Origin of the sequence: Nitrosomonas sp. Nm51, from assembly GCF_900111165.1 — a bacterium.
Lineage (GTDB): Bacteria > Pseudomonadota > Gammaproteobacteria > Burkholderiales > Nitrosomonadaceae > Nitrosomonas.
Genome location: NZ_FOGH01000024.1, coordinates 1 through 19343, shown reverse-complemented (window position 1 = coordinate 19343; position 19343 = coordinate 1). Strand labels below are relative to the sequence as shown.

The following is a 19343-nucleotide window of genomic DNA, read 5'->3' as shown; positions in this document are numbered from 1 at the left end:
CTTGCTCCTCTGCTACAGAGTATGCGCTTCAGATATGGCATAAGCACTGCTTGAAAGAAATGCATATGTTTATAAGTCAGTATGCATTTTTTCTGTTCAACACTACCCAGACGGTGCGAATAATAATCCATATATCCAGCCAGAGTGACCAGTTGTTCAGATAGTACAGGTCATGCTCGACGCGTTTGGCCATTTTTTCCAGTGCGTCAGTTTCTCCGCGCCATCCATTTACCTGTGCCCAACCGGTAACTCCGGGTTTGGTTTTATGGCGCATCATATAACCTCTGATCAGTTTGCGGTACATTTCGTTGTGCGCGACAGCATGCGGGCGTGGACCGACAACACTCATGCGTCCTTGCAACACATTGATAAACTGCGGCAATTCATCCAGCGAGGTGCGCCTTAAGAACGCGCCAACTTTGGTAACCCGGCTATCATTTCTTTGAGCCTGGACGATGTTGTCGCCATTTTCCGTGACCGTCATTGTGCGGAATTTATACACAATGATTTCATCGCCATTGTAGCCATAGCGGCGCTGCCTGAAAATAACCGGTCCGGGGGAAGACAGCTTGACAGCCAGGGCGACACATAGCATTAATGGCGAAAGCAAAATCAGTATCAGTGCGGCGAACAAATAATCACTTGCAATTTTGACCACGCCATCAATACCGGTGTACGGCGACTCGCCGAGTGAAACGATAGGCATATCAGCGATATAGTCAACCTGAGCCTGAAGCAAATCGAAAACGTAGATATCCGGCAAAAAATAAATGGAAGTGGTTGTATCCGAGAATTGCTCAACTATCTGTTGTATGCGGGGTTGAGAAGTCATAGGCAGGCTGATGAATATCATATCGATTTTGTTTTTATGCAGATATGGAATAATGTCCTTGGTCTCGCCCAGAAATGGACCGAAGTCGCCACTGATTCTGGGCTGCTGCCGGTCATCGAAATGTCCTTTATTTTCGATAAGTAACAATGGATGGGCGGTGATGTGGCTCAGCAGTTTCAGACTTGTTGCATTGACGCCGATAATGACTGACGACCTCTGTTTGCCTTGATTGCGACGGATACCGATGATTCCCTTGACGGCCAAATGGCTGATGATCAGTGTTAGCGGTGTAATGATCACCCATGACAATATTACCTGTCTGGAAAAATATTCTGAAAAATGGGTCACATGACCAAGAAATAGTAAAATCGCAACAATAATAAACCAGCCAATAAGCGTATCGCGAATGTAAGCCAGCAAATTACCCTGCCGCCAGTTTCTATACAGGGAAGTATGCTCATAAACGTAGCTTGAGATAAAGAAAATAATGATAATCAATACGAGATAATGACTGGTAAAAGACTCTCCAGAAAACCAAATTAACAGCAGCAACACGCTCCAGGTTATCGTGGGGTCCAGGACATGCTTAAAAAAAGCGATTATTGGTAAATCGTATGTTTTCATTGATTTCCTAGTATGTATCGAAGTGAAACCGTGACGCCATTTGCTGTAAAACCGCCCCGGGGAGAGTTCGAGGATAAGCTGTTATGCACAGCTGCAGTACTGATTTCTATGTTGTAAGAAGGTGCGTATGTTAATTCCAGAGAGGCTGTGAAGATTTTGTTATTACTGCCGAAATCGGCGGACTGATTTGTCAAAACCGAGAAACGGTCAAACTTTTGCGAAAGATAGGAAAAATAACCTGTCAATTTGGTTTTTCCGGATAGCTGCCAGGCCGTTGTCGCACTTCCGCCTGTATTCAGGCTGAAATTAGCGCTCAAACTTTGAATAGCGACCGTTTCTCTCCAGCCGCTGAGTGTTATATCGACTTTACCTGTGGGTTGCCATAGGTATGTCAGCCGCGCATTGATACCGCTGAAATCACTGGCAGAAAAAGTGGCATTATTTCTCTGGACCCAGCCGCCTAAAAATTTGAGATGCGATTTGCCGGTTAATTTCCAGTCAATTTTTCCTTTGATTTCATTCTGATTGTAGCCGCTTTCCGTAAATGCACCACCAGCTATCTGAATCGGTGATGTAAACTTCCCGCGAATGTGCCGGTACTGCATGCCGATTGAATTGCCGCTTGACGCCAAATAGTCCAAACCGGTTTGAAAACGGTCTTCTCTGCGATTTTGAAATCGCAAAACTAAATTGTTCGATTCAAAATCGAAGTGAGTGTAGTCGCCGCGTAACCGCCAGCTGGGATGGTAATGCCAGGCAAGGTTGAAATATTCTGTGTGCTGGCTGCGAAGATTTTTTATGCCTGGTTGAAATAAAAAAGGCGCCTGGCTTTTGTTGAAATTTGCGCCCAGGTTGCCTTCCAGCCGGTTCCCCAGAAACCAGTTCCAGTTTCCCTGTATATCAAATGCGTTGTTATTAATCTGGTTGAATTTTTCGAAGCGGTTGTGACTCCAGTTTCCGTTGATATGTAACTGCTGCCTGCTGATCTGTTTGTCAATAACTGCGCCGCCTAGAAAACGGTGTGAAATATCAAACAGATTATTGGTGCCCAATAATGCTTCGGCATCCATCTGGTCGCGGATACGCAGGAGATTGTCATCGGCTGTCATACTGTAGCTCATATAAGGACGGATTAGTTTTCCGATTATTCCGGCATGTGCAGACGAATAAAGAAATAACAGCGCCGCGGCCAGAATGGCGGCGCTTAACAATCTTTTGGCCGGAAACATAAGAAAAGGCATCTGTCACAGTAGATAATCGACTTCAGGTGTCAATTGTGAATATATGGCGTTTGCAGAAAACGTCGGCATTTTTTCATTATAATCCGGCGCATGCCGGATTTCGATTGCCGGTACAAAAGATGATCGAATGTACGCAGGGTTGTTGTGAAAATACTACGGAATAAACTAACGGGATATTTGATGGTGTATTGTCAATTTCTGAACAGTCCGGACAGATTCTTGGAATCCTAGTACAAATTAACGCTTTTATTATCCCGGCTGACAATCAAATTTCACGCATTACCTAATTTGTGCATAGTTAGAAGAAAAAATGCATAATACGCTGATTTAAAAAAATGTTTTTGGTTTATCATTGAACGGTCCCCATCGCAATGCATGAATCATAATGCCAAGTACAATACCACTGCGGATTGTACCGAGTTTAAGAAAACCACGTTTTCAATTTTTCTGCGTATCGGCAGTCGTTTTTTGAATGCCGAAAATAACGCTTTCAACGGAAGTAATGAAGTCCGGACAATTATAAATTCTATATGATTAGCCGACGATCCATGTGCGACAAATTGTCGCACATGGATGAGTTGCGACAAATCGTATAGTTAAATTAATGGAGCAGGGACGGCAGGTGAGAGCGCAATTGCCTGCCAATGGCATATCATATTGTATTTGGCGCAGTTTCGAATGTGGTCTAAAACAGGCAAATCGTTCGGTCATTGACGGTCAAATGCATAGAACAACTGGCTTTGTCCACCCGGTCCTGCCGGATCCAGATAAAGACTGTTGAGATTAAAATCTGCGGCAGGCTCGAGCAGTTTTCCCTCAATGATGCCGGCGTAGTATTCGCCACCGAGTATTTGGCATGCATGCGTTAAATAGAGCCTGTTTAGCATTCTGCTGGCAATTAATAAATGCAGAATCTTCGGTCCGGCAGATGAAAAAATGAGACGATAGCCGCGTTTGGTCAAGTAATCAATCATTGCTGCGCCGTTGACGCCTGTTTGGCCGCCAGCTACGATCACTGGTATGCCTTTTTTTTCTATCGCTCTGGCTTTATCCGGCTTTGTGTCAGCCGTTGTAAAGACGAAAGTTTTCCTGCCGCCGGCTGTCAGCACATCAGGAACTGGGAAATTCAGATTGTTACTGATAATAGCGATGTCGGTCTGTGGCGGAAGTCCCTGCGCCAGCCGCCAGTCGCGCAGTTCTGCAAACCGGGGATCGTCAGTCTGCAGAATTTCCTGTGCGTTTCCCTGTGCCCATTCACGCAGATACCGGCCGCTGGTGATAATAATATCCGCCTGGCAGGCCAATTCCTGAAACAACCACCAGTCGCGATCATTGGTAATCGACTGCGGTATTCTCATGCCATTCCCGCCGTCCTGGCTAATCGCAATCCGGTTATCCAGACTTGCGATAAAGTTTGCATAGACGTATGCCTGGTCTGTGCCGGCAAACCGGCGCAGATTGTGCGCAAGATACGTTCCTTTGAGTGGTTGTTTGTCACCCGGCTGCGGATATAACTGAATAATGTGTTGTTCCATAACAAATTGTGCTCGTGTCAGACCGGTAACAGCCGTGTTGGAAAGTAAATCAGCTGCAGTCCAATATGTTAATTACCAGTTTTTTGATTTTCGAAGTGCTGCAGTAAGTATTTTTTGATAGCCATATTCCTTAAAGTTTGCCGGTTTATTCAACTGCATGCGTGTCAGGCATGCAGCTTCGACTGCTGTCAAATCGCCTGATATTAGTCCATTGATAAAAAGATGCAGTAATGCGCGTCTGGAATGCGATTTTTGCTTCAACAGCGCCATAGCCGGCAGCAATCGTTGTTCGGTTTCCGTGAAATCGGTGCCGAATGGAAAGACCGGCAGTACGCCGGCTTCTCTTGCGGGCTGCAATACTTTCTTGATTCTGTCCGGTGTATTGTGGCGGTGTGCTTCTGGAATGGTCCAGTCCGGGTCGATTTTTCCGGCCGCTTTTGCTTTATTCAGCAGGCCGTTTTGAAACCGCGAATCGGTAATGGCCAGCATGGCAGCTATAGCTTGCGCATCTGATTTGCCGCGCAGGTGCGCCACGCCATATTCCGTGATTACCTTATCACGTAAATGCCAGGGTATTGTCGTATGGCCGTAAGACCAGGTGATATTCGATACCGTTTCATCTTTGGACTGGCGTGTGGCGTTGAGGGTAATGATAGAAAATGCATCATCAAGCGCTAAAGCCTGAGCGACAAAGTTATATTGTCCGCCGACGCCGCTGACGACAGTACCATCTTCCAGCGCGTCCGCTATGACGGCACCGAGTAAAGTTGCGAGCATGGCATTGTTAATAAAGCTGGCTTTAGTCCGTGCGTGCCGTTTGTTCAGTTCGTCGCCGTAAATTTCGTTGGTAAAACTGACAGCCTTCATTTGAAAACGGGCGCGCTCTTTTTCGGTCATTCCACGCAAGCGACGATAAAAATCCCTGCACTCAACAAAAAAAGCGCCATGCAGAACCGCTCCGTCGACCTCGCGTGTAAGGATGCCGCTTTCCGCCAGCCTTAAAAAACCATCGACGAACATTTCGCTCATGCCGTAAATACCGTTTTTAAATGGCTGGTCGTGATAAAAGTCGCTATGATCAGCAGCATTCTGACTGGCAAGTTCATCAACCAGTTTATTGAACATGGCGTTATGTTTGTGGCGTAAAATCAATGCATGCGCGACCGCGTCGCCAACGGAGCCGATACCGATCTGGAGCGTGCCGCCATCGCGCACCAGCCGGGCCGCGTGAAGCCCGATGGCCTGATCCGCCAGACTGACGGGTCTTTTGGGGGCGCTGTACAATTCGTAATCGGTATCCGGGCTTTCAAGCAGCAGGTCCAGTTCCTGCGCCACGATTTGTGAGTCACCATACATAAACGGAAGCTGACGGTTGCGCTGTGCCGCAAAAATAAAACGGGCACGTCCTTCGCGCCGGGCCTTTAATAAATCCGCAGTAATATCCGGATTGCAGCTCAGGTTGTATTCTCCGTTATCGTGTGCCACCAACTGGGCCAGAACGTTCACGCCGTTATCCAGAAGACAGGCTAGCGCATGCGAATAGTTGACCGGAATATAATGCTGTTGTGCTTTGGGGACGTTCAGCCATTGTCCGGCCAGAAGGAAAAACTCATTGACCACGATATTCTGAGGTAAGTTTCCTGTCCGTAATAATTTTGCATACGTCAGATCCGGATAATCGCCAAAAAGACGGTTGAAAGCGGGTTCAAAAAAACGGCGTTTGAGTTCACTGTTTAATCCGGGGCGCTCCAGAGTCAGTGCGGTGAAAATCTGTAAATGGATTGTACTGTCTTTTAAGGCGCGCCTAACCAGTGCATTGGCAATATGATTGGCTTTTCCAAGGCCAAGCGGCAGGGCGAGCTGAATTCGTTTGCCTGTCTGCTCGATAATGGCGCTCGCCAGCGTATCGGGACATGCGTGAATAACCGGTTTTTTTGTCACGAAGCAGTTATAAATTATAACGATTGCCAGCCCTGATCCGGTTTAAACCGCTCGTCATGTTGTTCGCACAGCTTCTCTAGGGCTGTGATAATTTCGTTCACGCCACGGGTGCGGGCGTAATGGATTGGACCGCCCCGGAAAGGCGCAAAACCGGTTGCAAAAATCATCGCGCCATCAAGGTGGTCGAGATCCCTGACGACTTCTCGACGGTAACATTCCACACAGGCGTCAAGCATAGGTAAAATAAGCCGATCGGTTACTTGATCATCGTTATTTTTGGCGGATTGTTTTTCCGAAGAATTTTCGCCACGTTGGGCTTTGCCGTCTTTCCACTGATAAAACCCTTCTCCGGTTTTTTTGCCGAGTTTCCCGTTCTCGGCTTTTTTGCGCACACTGCCAGGAATCTTGGCGACAGGTTTGTCCAGTGAATCGGCCAGCATGTCGGCCACATGGATACAAATATCCAGACCGATCTGATCGATCAGTTCTATCGGACCCATCGGCATGCCGAATTTTTTTGCAGTATCATCAATATGTGTCTTGTCGATACCTTCTTCGAGCATGATAATTGCTTCCAGCAAATATGGCGTCAAGGCGCGGTTAACCAGAAAACCGGGATAACTCGTTACCCGCACCGGAATTTTCCCTATGTCGCGGGTAAACGCAAGCATTCGTTCAACGACCTCTGCGCCGGTATTTTCATGACCGATCGCTTCGACCATGAGCATTTTGGATACCGGGTTGAAAAAATGCAAGCCCATAAAACGTGCGGGATTATTCAGGCAATCAGCGAGTTTTTCGATCAAAATACTCGAGGTATTGGTTGCTAGAATAGCATCGGGCTTGATGCCGGATTCAATGGCTTGATACAGCTTTTTTTTGATTTCAATTTTTTCCGGAACGGCTTCGATAATTAAGTCGGCGTTCTCCAGGCCGGTATTGCGCATATCCGAAATCAGACGGTCAAGCGCGTCGCGTGTCTCAGCATTGCTTTTGTGTTTGCTGTTACACAATTGCTCTGTGTTCTTGACAGCCTGCGCGATAGGTTCTGCCTTTTGATCTGATAATGTAACCTTCAGGCCTTGCATGGCGCACCAGCCTGCGATTTCGCCGCCCATTGAACCGGCGCCGATGACGTGAACATGTTGAATGCCGGCATGGTTTTTTGCCTGTCTTTTTAACGACTGGTGCAGAAAGAAAACGCGCACAAGATTGTTGGCGGTTTCGCTGACCATTAATCTGGCAAATGACTGGACCTCCGCTGCTTGCATTTTATGCGTATTGGCGCCATATTTTTCCCAAAGGTCTATCAGGGCATAAGGCGCCGGATAATTGGCGGATGGCGCTTTTTTTTCACTTTCGGCACGCATTTTTTTTGCCGCAAATTTACGGACGATTAGCGTATTCAAGATGTAGTTGCCGAATCCGCGCCTGCGTTTCTTGATGCCTTTTCCGATTGCTGCGCGCACGGCATTTTCAATATGGCGGCGTTCGACCAGATCGTCAATCAATCCCCGTTTTCTGGCTTGTTTGTCATGCGCTGATTTTCCGGTAAGCATCATGGTCATGGCTGTAATCGGATTGATTAAACGCGTCAAACGGTACGTGCCGCCCAGTCCGGGGTGTACGCCGAGACGAATTTCCGGAAAACCCATTTCCAATCCGTCCTTGATACCGATACGCTGCCGGCAAGCCAGTGCGAGCTCCAATCCACCACCGAGGCAGTGACCATGAATTACGGCAATGGTTGGCATATCCAGTGCTACAAGTTTGTCTAAAACGGCATGGCCGCGATGCAGCATGTCTGCCATGCCTGATTCATCGTGGTTTTTAAACGACTTAATATCAGCGCCTGCGCAGAATCCTTTGGGCTTGGCGGAATCGATTACCAGCGCCTTGGGTGGTTTCTTTTCAATATCGGCAAGTATTTCATCGAGTTCCTGAAGCACATCTTCAGATAATGTGTTGGCGCTGCTGTCCTTTTTGTCCAGTTGCAGCCAGAATATCCCGTCTTCATCAATCCGGGTGCGCCAGTTTGCTTTTTCTGATGTATACGATGGCGTGCTATGACGCATGTTTTCAACGTGTGGGAGTACATCAACTTTCATGTTTTATACCTTTTCTATTAGCATCGCGCCGCCCTGTCCGCCGCCGATGCATTCTGTAGCGATACCGGTTTTTTTATCCAGACGGTGCATTGCATTGACCAGATGCAAAACGATGCGGTTACCGCTGGTACCGACAGGGTGCCCCAATCCGATTGCGCCGCCATCTACGTTGAGATTGGCCTGATTGATCTCGCCCATTGGCTGTTCGAGTCCCAGCACGTCTTTGCAGAAGTCCGCATCATTCCAGGCTTTCAGGCAGGCCAGTACCTGTGCTGCGAATGCCTCGTTAATCTCCCACAAATCAACATTGTCAAACGTGAGTTGGTGACGTTTCATAATGGCCGTCGACGATAAAACAGGGCCAAGCCCCATGATGGAAGGGCTAAGCGCCGACCATTCGCTGTCTTTAATGACTGCCCTGGGTTTCAGCTTATACCGATTGACCGCGTCTTCTGAAGCGAGAATGACCCATGACGCTCCATCGGTAATTTGCGAACTGTTGCCGGGCGTGACTTTTCCATGTGGCGGCTCAAAGGCGGGCGAGAGTTTTGCCAGTTTTTCAAGCGAGGAATCCGGGCGTACGCCATCATCATGTTCATAAACCTGCCCGTAATTACTGAATGCGGGTTCAACTTCGTTCTTCAGGAATCCTTCCTGTTGCGCCCGGTGCAGCCGGGAATGGCTGGTTACCGCATATTCATCAGCCTGACGGCGCGTTATATCGAACAGGTATGCCAGCTTCTCAGCCGTTTGACCCATGTTCATTTCGACGACAGGGTCAGTCAAGCCGCGCAGCAAGCCGATGACGGGCTTGAAATACCCTGGTTTGAAGGCAGCCAGGGCTTTCATTTTTTTGACAAATGAACTGGTCCGGTTTAACGTGGCAAACCATTCAACGGCCTGTTGCCTGAAAAGCAGCGGTGCGTGACTTAACGCTTCCGCACCGCCAGCCAGTATCAAGTCGGAGTCACCCGCGCGGATGTATTTATACGCGGTATCGATGGACTGCATTCCTGAACCGCAATTGATCTGTACGGTGAATGCCGGCATGCTGTCACCCATACCCAGGCGCAGCGCGGCAATACGAGCGGGGTTCATTTCTTCCGAGATAACGTTGACACAGCCCAGTATCACCTGATCGAAATCGCTGGGATGAAAGGGCTGGCGCAGCAGTAGCGGACGGCCGCACTGCACGGCAAGATCCACCGGTGTGAACGGTCCCGGTTTGCCCCGCGCTTTGATAAATGGCGTACGGGTACCGTCGATGATATAAACCGGACGCCCGGGTAATGCTTGTACTTCTTCATTGTGTTGATGTGATGTTGTCTGAGCCATGGCTATTCCTCTTGAATTTCCGCGAATGCACCGGCGTCAAAATCATCCACTGCAATCACCTGTGCAACAGTTTCTTCGGCCGTTTTGAGTTTTTCGGCTTCGCTATTTGACACAATGTTGCGCTCGAGCGCCTGTTCGATATTGTAGATACGTGCGTTTTTCATTTTTTCCGTTAACGGGCTGTTTTCGTCAACCATTCTGAAGGCCTTTTCCAGAATCGACACGGCGCTGTGTTCATCGCCGGTATGCAGGCCGTCAGTCAGGCGTTCGCGTTGTGCGGTTGGTGCAAGCAACAGTTCTGCGCATTGCTTGATCAGATTGTCCGAAGGGCCGTAGGCATGTGGGCCCAATGGCAGGGTGATAAAACGGGCCAGCCAGGCCATGGGCCGGTTTGGCAGATTCTTGAAAACAGCGTCGAGCCGGTTTTCAATAACGGTAAAACTTTCCTGTACACAGTATTCAACCAGTGGCAGGTCTTCGTTTTTTTCACCGTCATCCTGCCACCGCTTCAACACAGCGGAAAGAAAATAAAGCTCCGACAGAATATCGCCCAGACGCGCTGATAGCATTTCCTTGCGTTTTAATGTTCCACCCAGAACCAAGAAGGCAAAATCGGCAACCAGGGCAAAAGCAGCTGAGTAGCGGCTTAATTGTTTATAGTAGGGCAATAGCCGGGTGGGAGCGGAAGGTACAGGCGCATATTTCCCTTTTGTCCAGCTGCGCAGCCATGCGCGGCCAAAGGTTTTAAAGCTGTGTCCAATATGTCCCCAGAATGCCTTGTCGAATTCAGCAAGCGCTTTTTTCTGATCCGGTTCTTCCAGCGCCAGTATTTCCTTTAACAGCCATGGGTGGCAGCGGATAGCGCCTTGTCCGAAGATAATCATGTTGCGCGTCAGAATATTTGCGCCTTCAACCGTGATGCCGACAGGCACTGCACGGTATAAATTACCGAGGTAGTTGGACGGACCATCAATCACGGCTTTGCCGGCATGCACGTCCATGGCGTCATTAACTGCGTCGCGCATACGGTACGTCGTATGTGCTTTCATGATCGCGGAAATCACGGCAAGCTTATAACCCTGATCAAGTCCGGCACAAGTTAATTGCCGCGCAGCATCAAGCAAATAAGCGTTGGCAGCCAGTTTGCCAAGGCGGGCCTGTACGCCCTCGAATTTGCCGATCGGAATATGAAACTGCTGTCTGATGCGTGCGTAAGCACCTGTGGTGCGCGCTGAAAAGGCCGTTGCAGCGGCTGCGAGTGATGGAAGTGATATCCCGCGCCCGGCGGCAAGCGCTTCCATCAGCATTTTCCAGCCCTGGCCGATCTGCTGTGTTCCGCCAATGACGAAATCCAGCGGAACAAATACATCTTTACCCCAATTGGGGCCATTCTGAAACATTTGATAGCATGGCAGATGACGGCGGCCGATATTAATACCGTCCAGCCTGGTAGGGATCAATGCCACCGTAATGCCGAGTGTTTCCTGGTCGCCAATCAGATGTTCCGGATCATACAGTTTAAAAGCCAGGCCCAGTACGGTTGCCACGGGTCCAAGTGTAATATAACGCTTATGCCAGTTCAGACGGATGCCGATAATTTCTTCGCCTTCAAAAATGCCTCTGCAAATGACGCCACTGTCATCCATAGAAGAAGCATCCGAGCCTGCCTGCGGACTGGTAAGTCCGAAGCAGGGGATTTCCGTACCGTTTGCCAGCCTGGGTAACCAGTAGTCCTGCTGTGCCTTAGTGCCAAATTCCATGAGTAATTCACCCGGACCGAGCGAGTTAGGCACCATAACTGTAACTGCCGCCACCACAGAGCGGCTGGCGATTTTACGAATAACCTGTGAGTTGGCGTAGGCCGAAAACCCGAGCCCGCCATACTGTCGCGGAATAATCATCGCAAAAAACTGGTGGGTGCGGATGAAATCCCAGATCTCGGGCGGCAGATCTTTATGTTTCCAGTTTATTTCCCAGTCATTCAACATGCAGCACAGTTCTTCGACCGGACCATTCAGAAATGCCTGTTCTTCTTGCGAAAGCTGCGCAGGGGGCGTCTGCATCAGTTTTAACCAGTCTGGATTGCCGGTAAACAGTTCTGCGTCCCACCACACATCACCGGCTTCGAGCGCCTCACGCTCAGTTTCGGATATGCCCGGTAAAGCTTTGCGCATACGTTTCAGAATAGGTCTGGTCAGAAGATAACGGCGCAATGTCGTGAGCATAAAGTATCCTTGTTTACACGCGCTTGCAGCGCATTGCTGTATTTATTTGCGTTGAGTGCGAGCGTTGCCTGTCAGTATAGATTGATTGACACTGGAAAAAAATAAATCATTGCTTCTATTCTGCGGTACAAGGGCGGCTGCGTCAAATATCGATTTTTTTACAAGTCTTTTTGGTTTCTATACAACAAACAACAACACCCAGGCACCCATAATCGCCATCATTGCATTTTCGGAAAAACTGACGATGCCTAGCGGTACGTTTGAATTGCCGCCAACACAGGCGCAGTTCAGGTCGGTTTTATCGATATACACAGCTTTGAAAACCGAGATGCCGCCGGCAATACCAACAAACAAGGATACCCATCCAGTAATATGCAGATACTGCGGTGTCAGAAAACCAAGCCCGGCAATCAGTTCGGCAAAAGGATAGACTTTCCCATAAACGGGTATGCGCTGCGTGATCAGATCGTATTTTTTAAATCCCGTGACAAAGCTGTTCAAATCCATCAGTTTCAGGCACGCCAGTAAACATAAGGCATAGCCCATGAAGCTGTACATGATGCTTTCGGTCGATAACGCCATCAGCAGTGCGATACCGAATACGGCAATAACAGGAATGTAGGACGTTTCTTCGGAATCAGAATCGTCGGTGTCTATATCATAGTAATCAGCCAGTTCGGTATAGCCGCCAATGCGCTCGCTGTTCAAGAAAATCTGCGGTGTTGTTTCAACATTCCACTTCGCCTTAAAAGCATTTTCATCAGCTGTAGATGTAAAGATATGGTCCTGAAATTCAATGTCTCTTTCTTGAAGTAGCTTCACAGCTTTTTTGCCCCACGGGCAGTCGCTACGGCGAAAAATTTCATTTGATTGTTGTTGATTCATGGCTGCTCCTTGTTTTTTGTGTGAATCGATACGGACTTAAAAGTTCCTGCCGGGGGAGGAAGAGGGGCCGGTGATTAAACGATACAAGAAATATTAAGTTTCTTCTGATTCCAATATCCTGCGATTGTTTGCAAATTCAGGCGAATGATATGTTAATGTTTACTTTTTTATAACATATTTAAATGAATCAATGAGAAATAGACTATTTATCTCGAAGTTATTTTCTGGCCTGCTGGTATGGAGTTTGCCATTTTTATTTATTGCGATACCGTTGATTTCCGCCAGCGCCAGTGCGGCGGGTTTTATTGCTGAGGATTTTGTGCTATCGGATACCGAAAAAGAAAAACGCGTGGGTGAAGCGTATTACCGTGCCGATCAGCAATGGATGGTTTATCAGGCGGAAGTGGCTGATGAGAATCCCTTTTATCAAATTTATCTGAAGCATCTGGAAAGCGGTAATATCCAACGGGTGTCTCCCGGTATCGGTAAAACGACATGTTCCTGGGTTCATCCTTCGAAAAACAAGGTGCTGTTCTCTTCAACCCATGAAGATCCGGACGCCAAAAGCAAAATGACGGCGGAACTGGAGCGCAGAAAATCGGGCGAACGAAAGTCTTATGCCTGGGATTATGATGAACATTACGATATTTATGAAACCGATTTGGAAGGAAACAATATCAAAAACCTGACCAACATCTTGGGTTACGATGCAGAGGCGTCCTGGTCTCCAGACGGCAGATATATAGCGTTTGCATCCAACCGCCGCGCCTACACGGAAAAACTGACTGAAACAGAAGCCGAATTGTTCAAGAAAGATCCGTCTTCGATGATCGATATTTACATCATGGAGGCCGACGGCTCAAATGTGAAACGACTCACTCATACCAATGTGTATGACGGCGGACCGTTTTTCAGCCCGGATGGTAAACGCATCGTATGGCGGCGTTTCTCTGCAAACGGCAGAGAAGCCGAAGTATTCACCATGAATATTGACGGCACCGACCAAAAACAGATAACGCATCTGAACGCGCTGTCGTGGGCGCCTTTTTACCATCCATCGAACGCATATATTATTTTCTCGACAAATATACACGGGCATCGCAATTTTGAACTGTACATCGTAGACGTTGACGGCGAAAAAGAGCCTGTACGTGTTACCGACAAGCCGGGATTTGACGGCCTGCCCGTTTTCACGCCGGACGGTAACTATCTGACCTGGACCAGTGATCGTGTACCAACCAAGAAGGGCCATTTGTTTCATGGCAAATGGAATCATGAAAAAGCGATGCAAAGCCTGTCGCTGGATTAATTGTGACAATCGGCTGGCCGTTGACGGATAGATCGGAAAGCTCGCTATTGCACGCAATGCAAAATTGATGACGTCCTGCGTCATTAAGGAGTGCGAATTGAAGCGTGTTTTTACAGTCTGCCGGTAACCGTTACAGTCCATGCAGCCGGATTTGCTTACAGGCGCATTATTCCTGCTTCTGCCGCCGTTGCTTTCCCTGATCAACAGCGCTTCGTAATGCGGCCAGTTTTTGCGCAAGCATTGCGTTTTTTTCATTCGTGGCGATAGGGTTCTGACGGCTGGCGGCGGCCGAGGATGTAGATACCGGTACTTCTTCATCGCCGGATACCGTTTTTCTGCCGCGTTTTGTGGTAATGACGCGCAGTGAAAGTAACAGAATAAGAGCAACTAATATTCCAGCTGAGGCAGGTATCAAATACGGTGTAAAGGGAGAAATGAAAGCCCGCCAAAACTCTATATCGAAAAACGAACTGGTTTTTTCTTGATAAGGAGATATTGCTGCCGAACCCGCCGCGCTCTGGCTGGACTCAGCCGTGTCGATTTTTGCAGCGCTGCCTTGATTAACCGGGCCGTCTTCAATTTGGATGGTCTGAATCAACTCATGCTGCTTCATGACGGCAGAATTGAGTGCGGCAATTTTTTGCTCCAGCCGTGCAATACGATCGTTCAAAGCCGCGATCATTTCGGCTTCTTTTGCGGCTTGCTGCTCCAGCGCGGCAATCGTATTTAGCAATTGCGCGTTAGAAGCCGGTATGGCTGGAGAATCGGGATGCGGTTGCGGCGCTGTATCGCTGGATACAGAACCGGCAAATAACAACACAGGAAAAAAAATCAAAATTGTTTTTAATCGGATGTGCTGCATTTAATATGAAAAAATTGCCGTAAACTGAATTTTACTCGCAAAACGTTTTAATGGCCGCGTTGGTTTCATCAATTTTCTGTTGGCGCAGATTGTCGTCAGCATACACCAGCCCACCCTTGCCATCTGGGATGCGTAACCGGGGCGATTCCAAAAATACTCTTAATCTGCTCTGGGCGTCAACACATTTTTTTTGATTTTCTGCTGCTGCTATTTTCTGTTGTGCATCTTTTTTCAGTCTTTCCTGACGGCGTTTATCGTATTCAAGCCTTTGCTCAGTCAGAGCATCAGCCATGCCGGTATCAGTATTGTCCGATGTGTTGACAGTGGATACAGGTGCGGGTGATGCATGAATCTTGACTCTTTGTTCTTTTTGGACGTTGTCGGATGGTGGTGGCTGGTCAGAGTATTGGGTTTTACCATGCTCATCAATCCATTTGTAGAGTTGAGCCGATACTGGCAAACTGAGCGGCAACAGCCATACTATGAGTACTAGGTAACGCATTTTTTCTCCAGAAATTGATGGGTCAATCATATGAAACGACTGGCATTGACAATATTCATTACGGATTAATCCGTCATAAAATAAGCATTTAAGCGGTAATAATTTGAGAAACATACTGTCTGATGGTTGAATTGCTGCAAAAATTGCTCGTGATTTGGATATAATACCGCTTTGCACAGGACTGATATTTCGTATGCAATTAATTCAAGAAGAAGCGCTCACCTTCGATGATGTACTGCTGGTTCCCGCATATTCTGCAATCTTGCCGCGGGACGTCAGTCTTGCAACGCAGCTGACACGTACAATTTCGCTGAATATACCATTGGCGTCCGCAGCAATGGATACCGTTACCGAAGCAGGGCTGGCAATTGCCATTGCGCAGGAAGGCGGTATCGGCATTTTGCATAAGAACATGCCGATTGAAGCGCAAGCGGCGCAAGTAGCCAAAGTCAAACGTTTTGAAAGCGGCGTCGTTAAAGATCCGATTACAATTCATCAAAATATGACAGTGCGGGAAGTGCTGGAATTGATTCGCGCACACAAAATCTCAGGCCTGCCCGTCGTCAACGGAAAAAAAGTTGTCGGTATCGTAACCAATCGTGATCTGCGTTTTGAAACCAATTTTGACCAGCCAATTAAAAATATCATGACACCCAAAAAACGGCTGGTTACGGTCAGTGAAAATACCTCACGCGAAGAAGCCATGAATTTGCTGCATAAACATCGGCTTGAACGAGTACTGGTTGTCAACGAGCAGTTTGAATTAAAAGGACTGATAACAGTCAAGGATATCACCAAAATTTCAGAATATCCGCTTGCCTGCAAGGATGATCAGGAACGTCTGCGGGTTGGTGCGGCGATCGGCGTTGGCGAAGGCAGCGATGAACGCACCGATGCGCTGGTGCAAGCGGGTGTTGATGTGGTTGTCGTGGATACCGCGCATGGTCATTCACAAAGTGTTCTCGAGCGTATAAGCTGGATCAAACGGCGTTATCCGGAAATTCAGGTTATCGGTGGCAACGTAGCCACTGCGGATGCGGCGCGGGCGCTGGTGGATTGCGGCGCTGATGCAGTCAAGGCTGGCATCGGGCCAGGCTCGATTTGTACAACGCGCGTCGTAGCCGGTGTCGGCATGCCGCAAATCACTGCAATCCATAACGTTTCCGAGGCGCTCCATGGCACAGAGGTGCCGGTTATCGCTGACGGCGGTATCCGCTATTCGGGTGATATCGCCAAGGCGCTGGCAGCCGGTGCCAATCTGGTAATGCTGGGTGGCCTGCTGGCCGGCACCACCGAATCGCCCGGTGAAATTGAGTTGTATCAGGGGCGCTCCTATAAAACTTACCGTGGTATGGGTTCGCTTTCAGCCATGCAGCAGGGTTCCAGTGACCGTTATTTTCAAGAAAAGGAGCAAAAAAACAATGAAAAACTGGTTCCTGAGGGTGTCGAGGGGCGTGTGCCGTTTAAAGGCAGCACTGCTCTGGTCATTCATCAACTTATGGGCGGTGTGCGTTCAAGTATGGGCTATCTGGGGTGTTCGAGTATTGCAGAAATGCATGACAAAGCTGAATTTGTACAGATTACCGCTGCGGGTGTGCGCGAGTCACATGTTCATGATGTCCAGATTACAAAAGAAGCGCCCAATTATCATATCAAGTAGAACCGGTTTTTATGCATCAGAAAATTCTCATTCTGGACTTCGGTTCCCAGTATACGCAGTTGATTGCCCGCCGTGTACGTGAAGCGGGCGTGTATTGCGAGTTGCACCCTTATGACGTAACTTACGAATTTATAGAGCAGTTTTCTCCCAATGGGATTATTTTGTCAGGCGGACCGGCTTCCGTGGTTGAAATAGAAACGCCACGAGTGCCGCAGGTCGTATTCGAACTCGGTGTGCCCGTTTTGGGAATCTGCTATGGCATGCAGGCGATGGCTGCTCAACTTGGCGGCGTCGTTGAAAATGCGGTTGTCCGTGAATTCGGGTATGCCGAGATTACAGCCACAGGTAGCGGGGCATTATTAAGAGACATTCAGGATCGCATTGATGCGCAGGACCGACAGATACTGGATGTCTGGATGAGCCACGGTGATAAAGTCGAAACGCTGCCGCCGGGTTTTCAGATGATGGCGTTTAATGCGGCAGCTCCGATTGCTGCGATGGCCGACGAACAACGCCGTTTTTATGGCATTCAGTTTCATCCGGAAGTGACGCACACGCTACAGGGAAAAGCGATCATTGACCGTTTTTTGCATGATATCTGCAATCTTGGCCGTGACTGGAATATGCCCGATTATGTCGAGGAAGCGGTGAGCAGGATTCGTGCGACCGTGGGGCATGCGGGCGTGATTCTGGGTTTGTCGGGTGGGGTGGATTCTTCGGTTGCCGCGGCGTTGATCCACAAGGCAGTTGGCGATCAACTGACATGCGTGTTCGTGGACAACGGACTGCTGCGCGCCAGCGAAGCCAGACAGGTCATGGACACATTCGCCAATCATCTCGCGGTGAGAGTGATTCACGTGGACGCCAGCCGGATTTTTTTCGAACGTCTGAAAGGTGTTATCGATCCAGAAGAAAAACGGCGCATCATCGGCCGTGAATTTGTCGAGGTTTTCCAGGCTGAAGCAGCTAAAATAACCGATGCGCAATGGCTGGCCCAGGGTACGATTTATCCCGATGTGATTGAATCGGCAGGCGGAAAAACCAAAAAAGCGAACACCATCAAATCGCACCATAATGTCGGCGGCTTGCCGGAAACGCTTCATTTGAAACTGCTTGAGCCGTTGCGCGAACTGTTCAAGGATGAAGTGCGCGAACTCGGTCTGGCACTCGGGCTACCGCGCGATATGGTCAATCGCCATCCTTTTCCTGGTCCGGGATTGGGGGTGCGGATTCTTGGCGAAGTGAAATATGAATATGCCGAGTTACTCAGGCATGCTGACCAGATTTTCATTGAAGAACTGCAACATTCCGGGTGGTATCAAAAAACTTCTCAGGCGTTTGCTGTTTTTGTACCGGTGAAATCGGTTGGCGTCATGGGAGATGGCCGCACCTATGAATATGTAATCGCTTTGCGCGCAGTGCAAACACTGGATTTCATGACAGCCAACTGGGCTGAATTGCCGTATTCATTGCTCGGAAAGGTCTCGAGCCGCATCATTAACGAAATCCGGGGCATCAACCGGGTCGTGTATGATATCTCGGGAAAGCCACCGGCTACGATTGAGTGGGAATGATTCCACGTCTGGCACTGGCTGGCACCTGCAGGCATCAAACAACACATAACCTATTGTATTAAATAGATTACCCCCGTTTTTGTCTGGCATCTGCTGGCACTGGCTGGCACCTCCAAGCAAACTTTTTTCATGGTATAAATCATGGTATCGTTGCCCTCAAGATCAGGGCTTTGACAAAATACCATGCCATGTTTTCCAAGCCATTCATGGTATTAAAATCAGTCAAGTCATTGATATAAAACAAAAAATAACCTAATTACCATGCCATAAAAAATCATGGTATTTTTGGCCCCACGGAGCCCCTTATCATGCTGACCGATACCAAGCTGCGCAATTTGAAGCCCCAGGACAAACTCTACAAAGTGAACGACCGCGATGGACTCTATGTGGCGGTGACACCAGCAGGAGGTATCTCCTTCAGATACAACTACGCGATCAGCGGTCGACAGGAGACCTTGACGATAGGCCGGTATGGCAAGCGTGGCGTCACGCTTGCAGAAGCACGGGAACGACTCAGCGAAGCAAAGAAGATGATCGCGGCCGGGTACTGGTTGGCGGCACCGGTACCGGAAAAACGCACCTGGCTATTGCCATCGGCACATCAGGCATTCAGCATCATAATAAAAAAGTGCGCTTCTTCAGCGCCGTTGACCTGGTCAATAGACTGGAGCAGGAAAAATCCGCTGGCAAACAAGGCAGGCTTGCCCTGC

Annotated in this window: 14 protein-coding genes and 1 pseudogene; 5 read left to right on the top strand and 10 right to left on the bottom strand. The window is 48.6% G+C overall.

Annotated elements, in window-relative coordinates; genetic code table 11:
- Positions 1-76: 76 nt before the first annotated feature.
- The 8 genes from BMY60_RS09290 to BMY60_RS09255 all read right to left on the bottom strand — a co-directional run bounded on the left by BMY60_RS09290 (position 77) and on the right by BMY60_RS09255 (position 12726).
- A complete protein-coding gene (locus tag BMY60_RS09290) occupies positions 77-1456 on the bottom strand; it encodes an undecaprenyl-phosphate glucose phosphotransferase (protein WP_090333130.1) in 1380 nt (459 codons plus the stop codon).
- Positions 1453-2697, bottom strand: coding sequence for an XrtB/PEP-CTERM-associated polysaccharide biosynthesis outer membrane protein EpsL (epsL, locus tag BMY60_RS09285; protein ID WP_143057404.1), 1245 nt, complete (start codon positions 2695-2697; stop codon positions 1453-1455). Before epsL ends, BMY60_RS09290 begins: the two co-directional genes overlap by 4 nt.
- 707 nt (positions 2698-3404) lie before the next feature.
- Positions 3405-4232, bottom strand: a complete 828-nt coding sequence (locus BMY60_RS09280) for a RibD family protein (RefSeq protein WP_090333126.1) — start codon at positions 4230-4232, stop codon at positions 3405-3407.
- Between the two features lie 72 nt (positions 4233-4304).
- Entirely contained in the window at positions 4305-6173 is a 1869-nt protein-coding gene (locus BMY60_RS09275; protein WP_090333125.1) for an acetyl-CoA hydrolase/transferase C-terminal domain-containing protein, read from the bottom strand.
- Positions 6174-6187: 14 nt separating this feature from the next.
- Complete coding sequence (locus BMY60_RS09270) at positions 6188-8281, bottom strand: 3-hydroxyacyl-CoA dehydrogenase NAD-binding domain-containing protein (RefSeq protein WP_218141666.1); 2094 nt, start codon at positions 8279-8281, stop codon at positions 6188-6190.
- 3 nt (positions 8282-8284) lie between these two features.
- Complete coding sequence (locus BMY60_RS09265) at positions 8285-9616, bottom strand: acetyl-CoA C-acetyltransferase (RefSeq protein WP_090333162.1); 1332 nt, start codon at positions 9614-9616, stop codon at positions 8285-8287.
- Positions 9617-9618: 2 nt separating this feature from the next.
- The gene (locus BMY60_RS09260) at positions 9619-11841 is read right to left on the bottom strand and encodes an acyl-CoA dehydrogenase (protein WP_090333123.1); all 2223 of its coding nucleotides are present in this window, start codon (positions 11839-11841) and stop codon (positions 9619-9621) included.
- Between the two features lie 177 nt (positions 11842-12018).
- Complete coding sequence (locus tag BMY60_RS09255; RefSeq protein WP_090333121.1) at positions 12019-12726, bottom strand: glutaredoxin family protein; 708 nt, start codon at positions 12724-12726, stop codon at positions 12019-12021.
- Positions 12727-12916: 190 nt separating this feature from the next.
- Between BMY60_RS09255 and BMY60_RS09250 the strand changes: the two genes are divergently transcribed.
- Positions 12917-14035, top strand: a complete 1119-nt coding sequence (locus BMY60_RS09250) for a TolB family protein (RefSeq protein ID WP_090333120.1) — start codon at positions 12917-12919, stop codon at positions 14033-14035.
- A gap of 166 nt (positions 14036-14201) precedes the next feature.
- Here the strand turns inward: BMY60_RS09250 and BMY60_RS09245 are convergent, their stop codons facing one another.
- Positions 14202-14870: a TMF family protein gene (locus BMY60_RS09245; protein ID WP_143057403.1), complete on the bottom strand. Its 669-nt coding sequence runs from the start codon at positions 14868-14870 to the stop codon at positions 14202-14204.
- Between the two features lie 58 nt (positions 14871-14928).
- Positions 14929-15399, bottom strand: coding sequence for a DUF4124 domain-containing protein (locus BMY60_RS09240; protein ID WP_090333161.1), 471 nt, complete (start codon positions 15397-15399; stop codon positions 14929-14931).
- A gap of 193 nt (positions 15400-15592) precedes the next feature.
- Here BMY60_RS09240 and guaB point away from each other — a divergent pair, with 193 nt between their 5' ends.
- From guaB to BMY60_RS09220, 4 genes and pseudogenes are all read left to right on the top strand, one after another.
- Positions 15593-17059 carry an IMP dehydrogenase gene (gene guaB / locus BMY60_RS09235; protein WP_090333116.1) on the top strand — a complete coding sequence of 489 codons (1467 nt, stop codon included), beginning with the start codon at positions 15593-15595 and terminating at the stop codon, positions 17057-17059.
- 11 nt (positions 17060-17070) lie between these two features.
- A complete protein-coding gene (gene guaA, locus BMY60_RS09230) occupies positions 17071-18633 on the top strand; it encodes a glutamine-hydrolyzing GMP synthase (RefSeq protein ID WP_090333114.1) in 1563 nt (520 codons plus the stop codon).
- A 308-nt stretch (positions 18634-18941) separates the two neighbouring features.
- Positions 18942-19208 (top strand): annotated as a pseudogene (locus tag BMY60_RS09225) (Arm DNA-binding domain-containing protein); the annotation flags it as partial.
- Positions 19181-19343 (top strand): ATP-binding protein (locus BMY60_RS09220; RefSeq protein ID WP_371264208.1); only part of this gene is annotated, 163 nt, incomplete at its 3' end. The pseudogene BMY60_RS09225 and the gene BMY60_RS09220, both read left to right, overlap by 28 nt.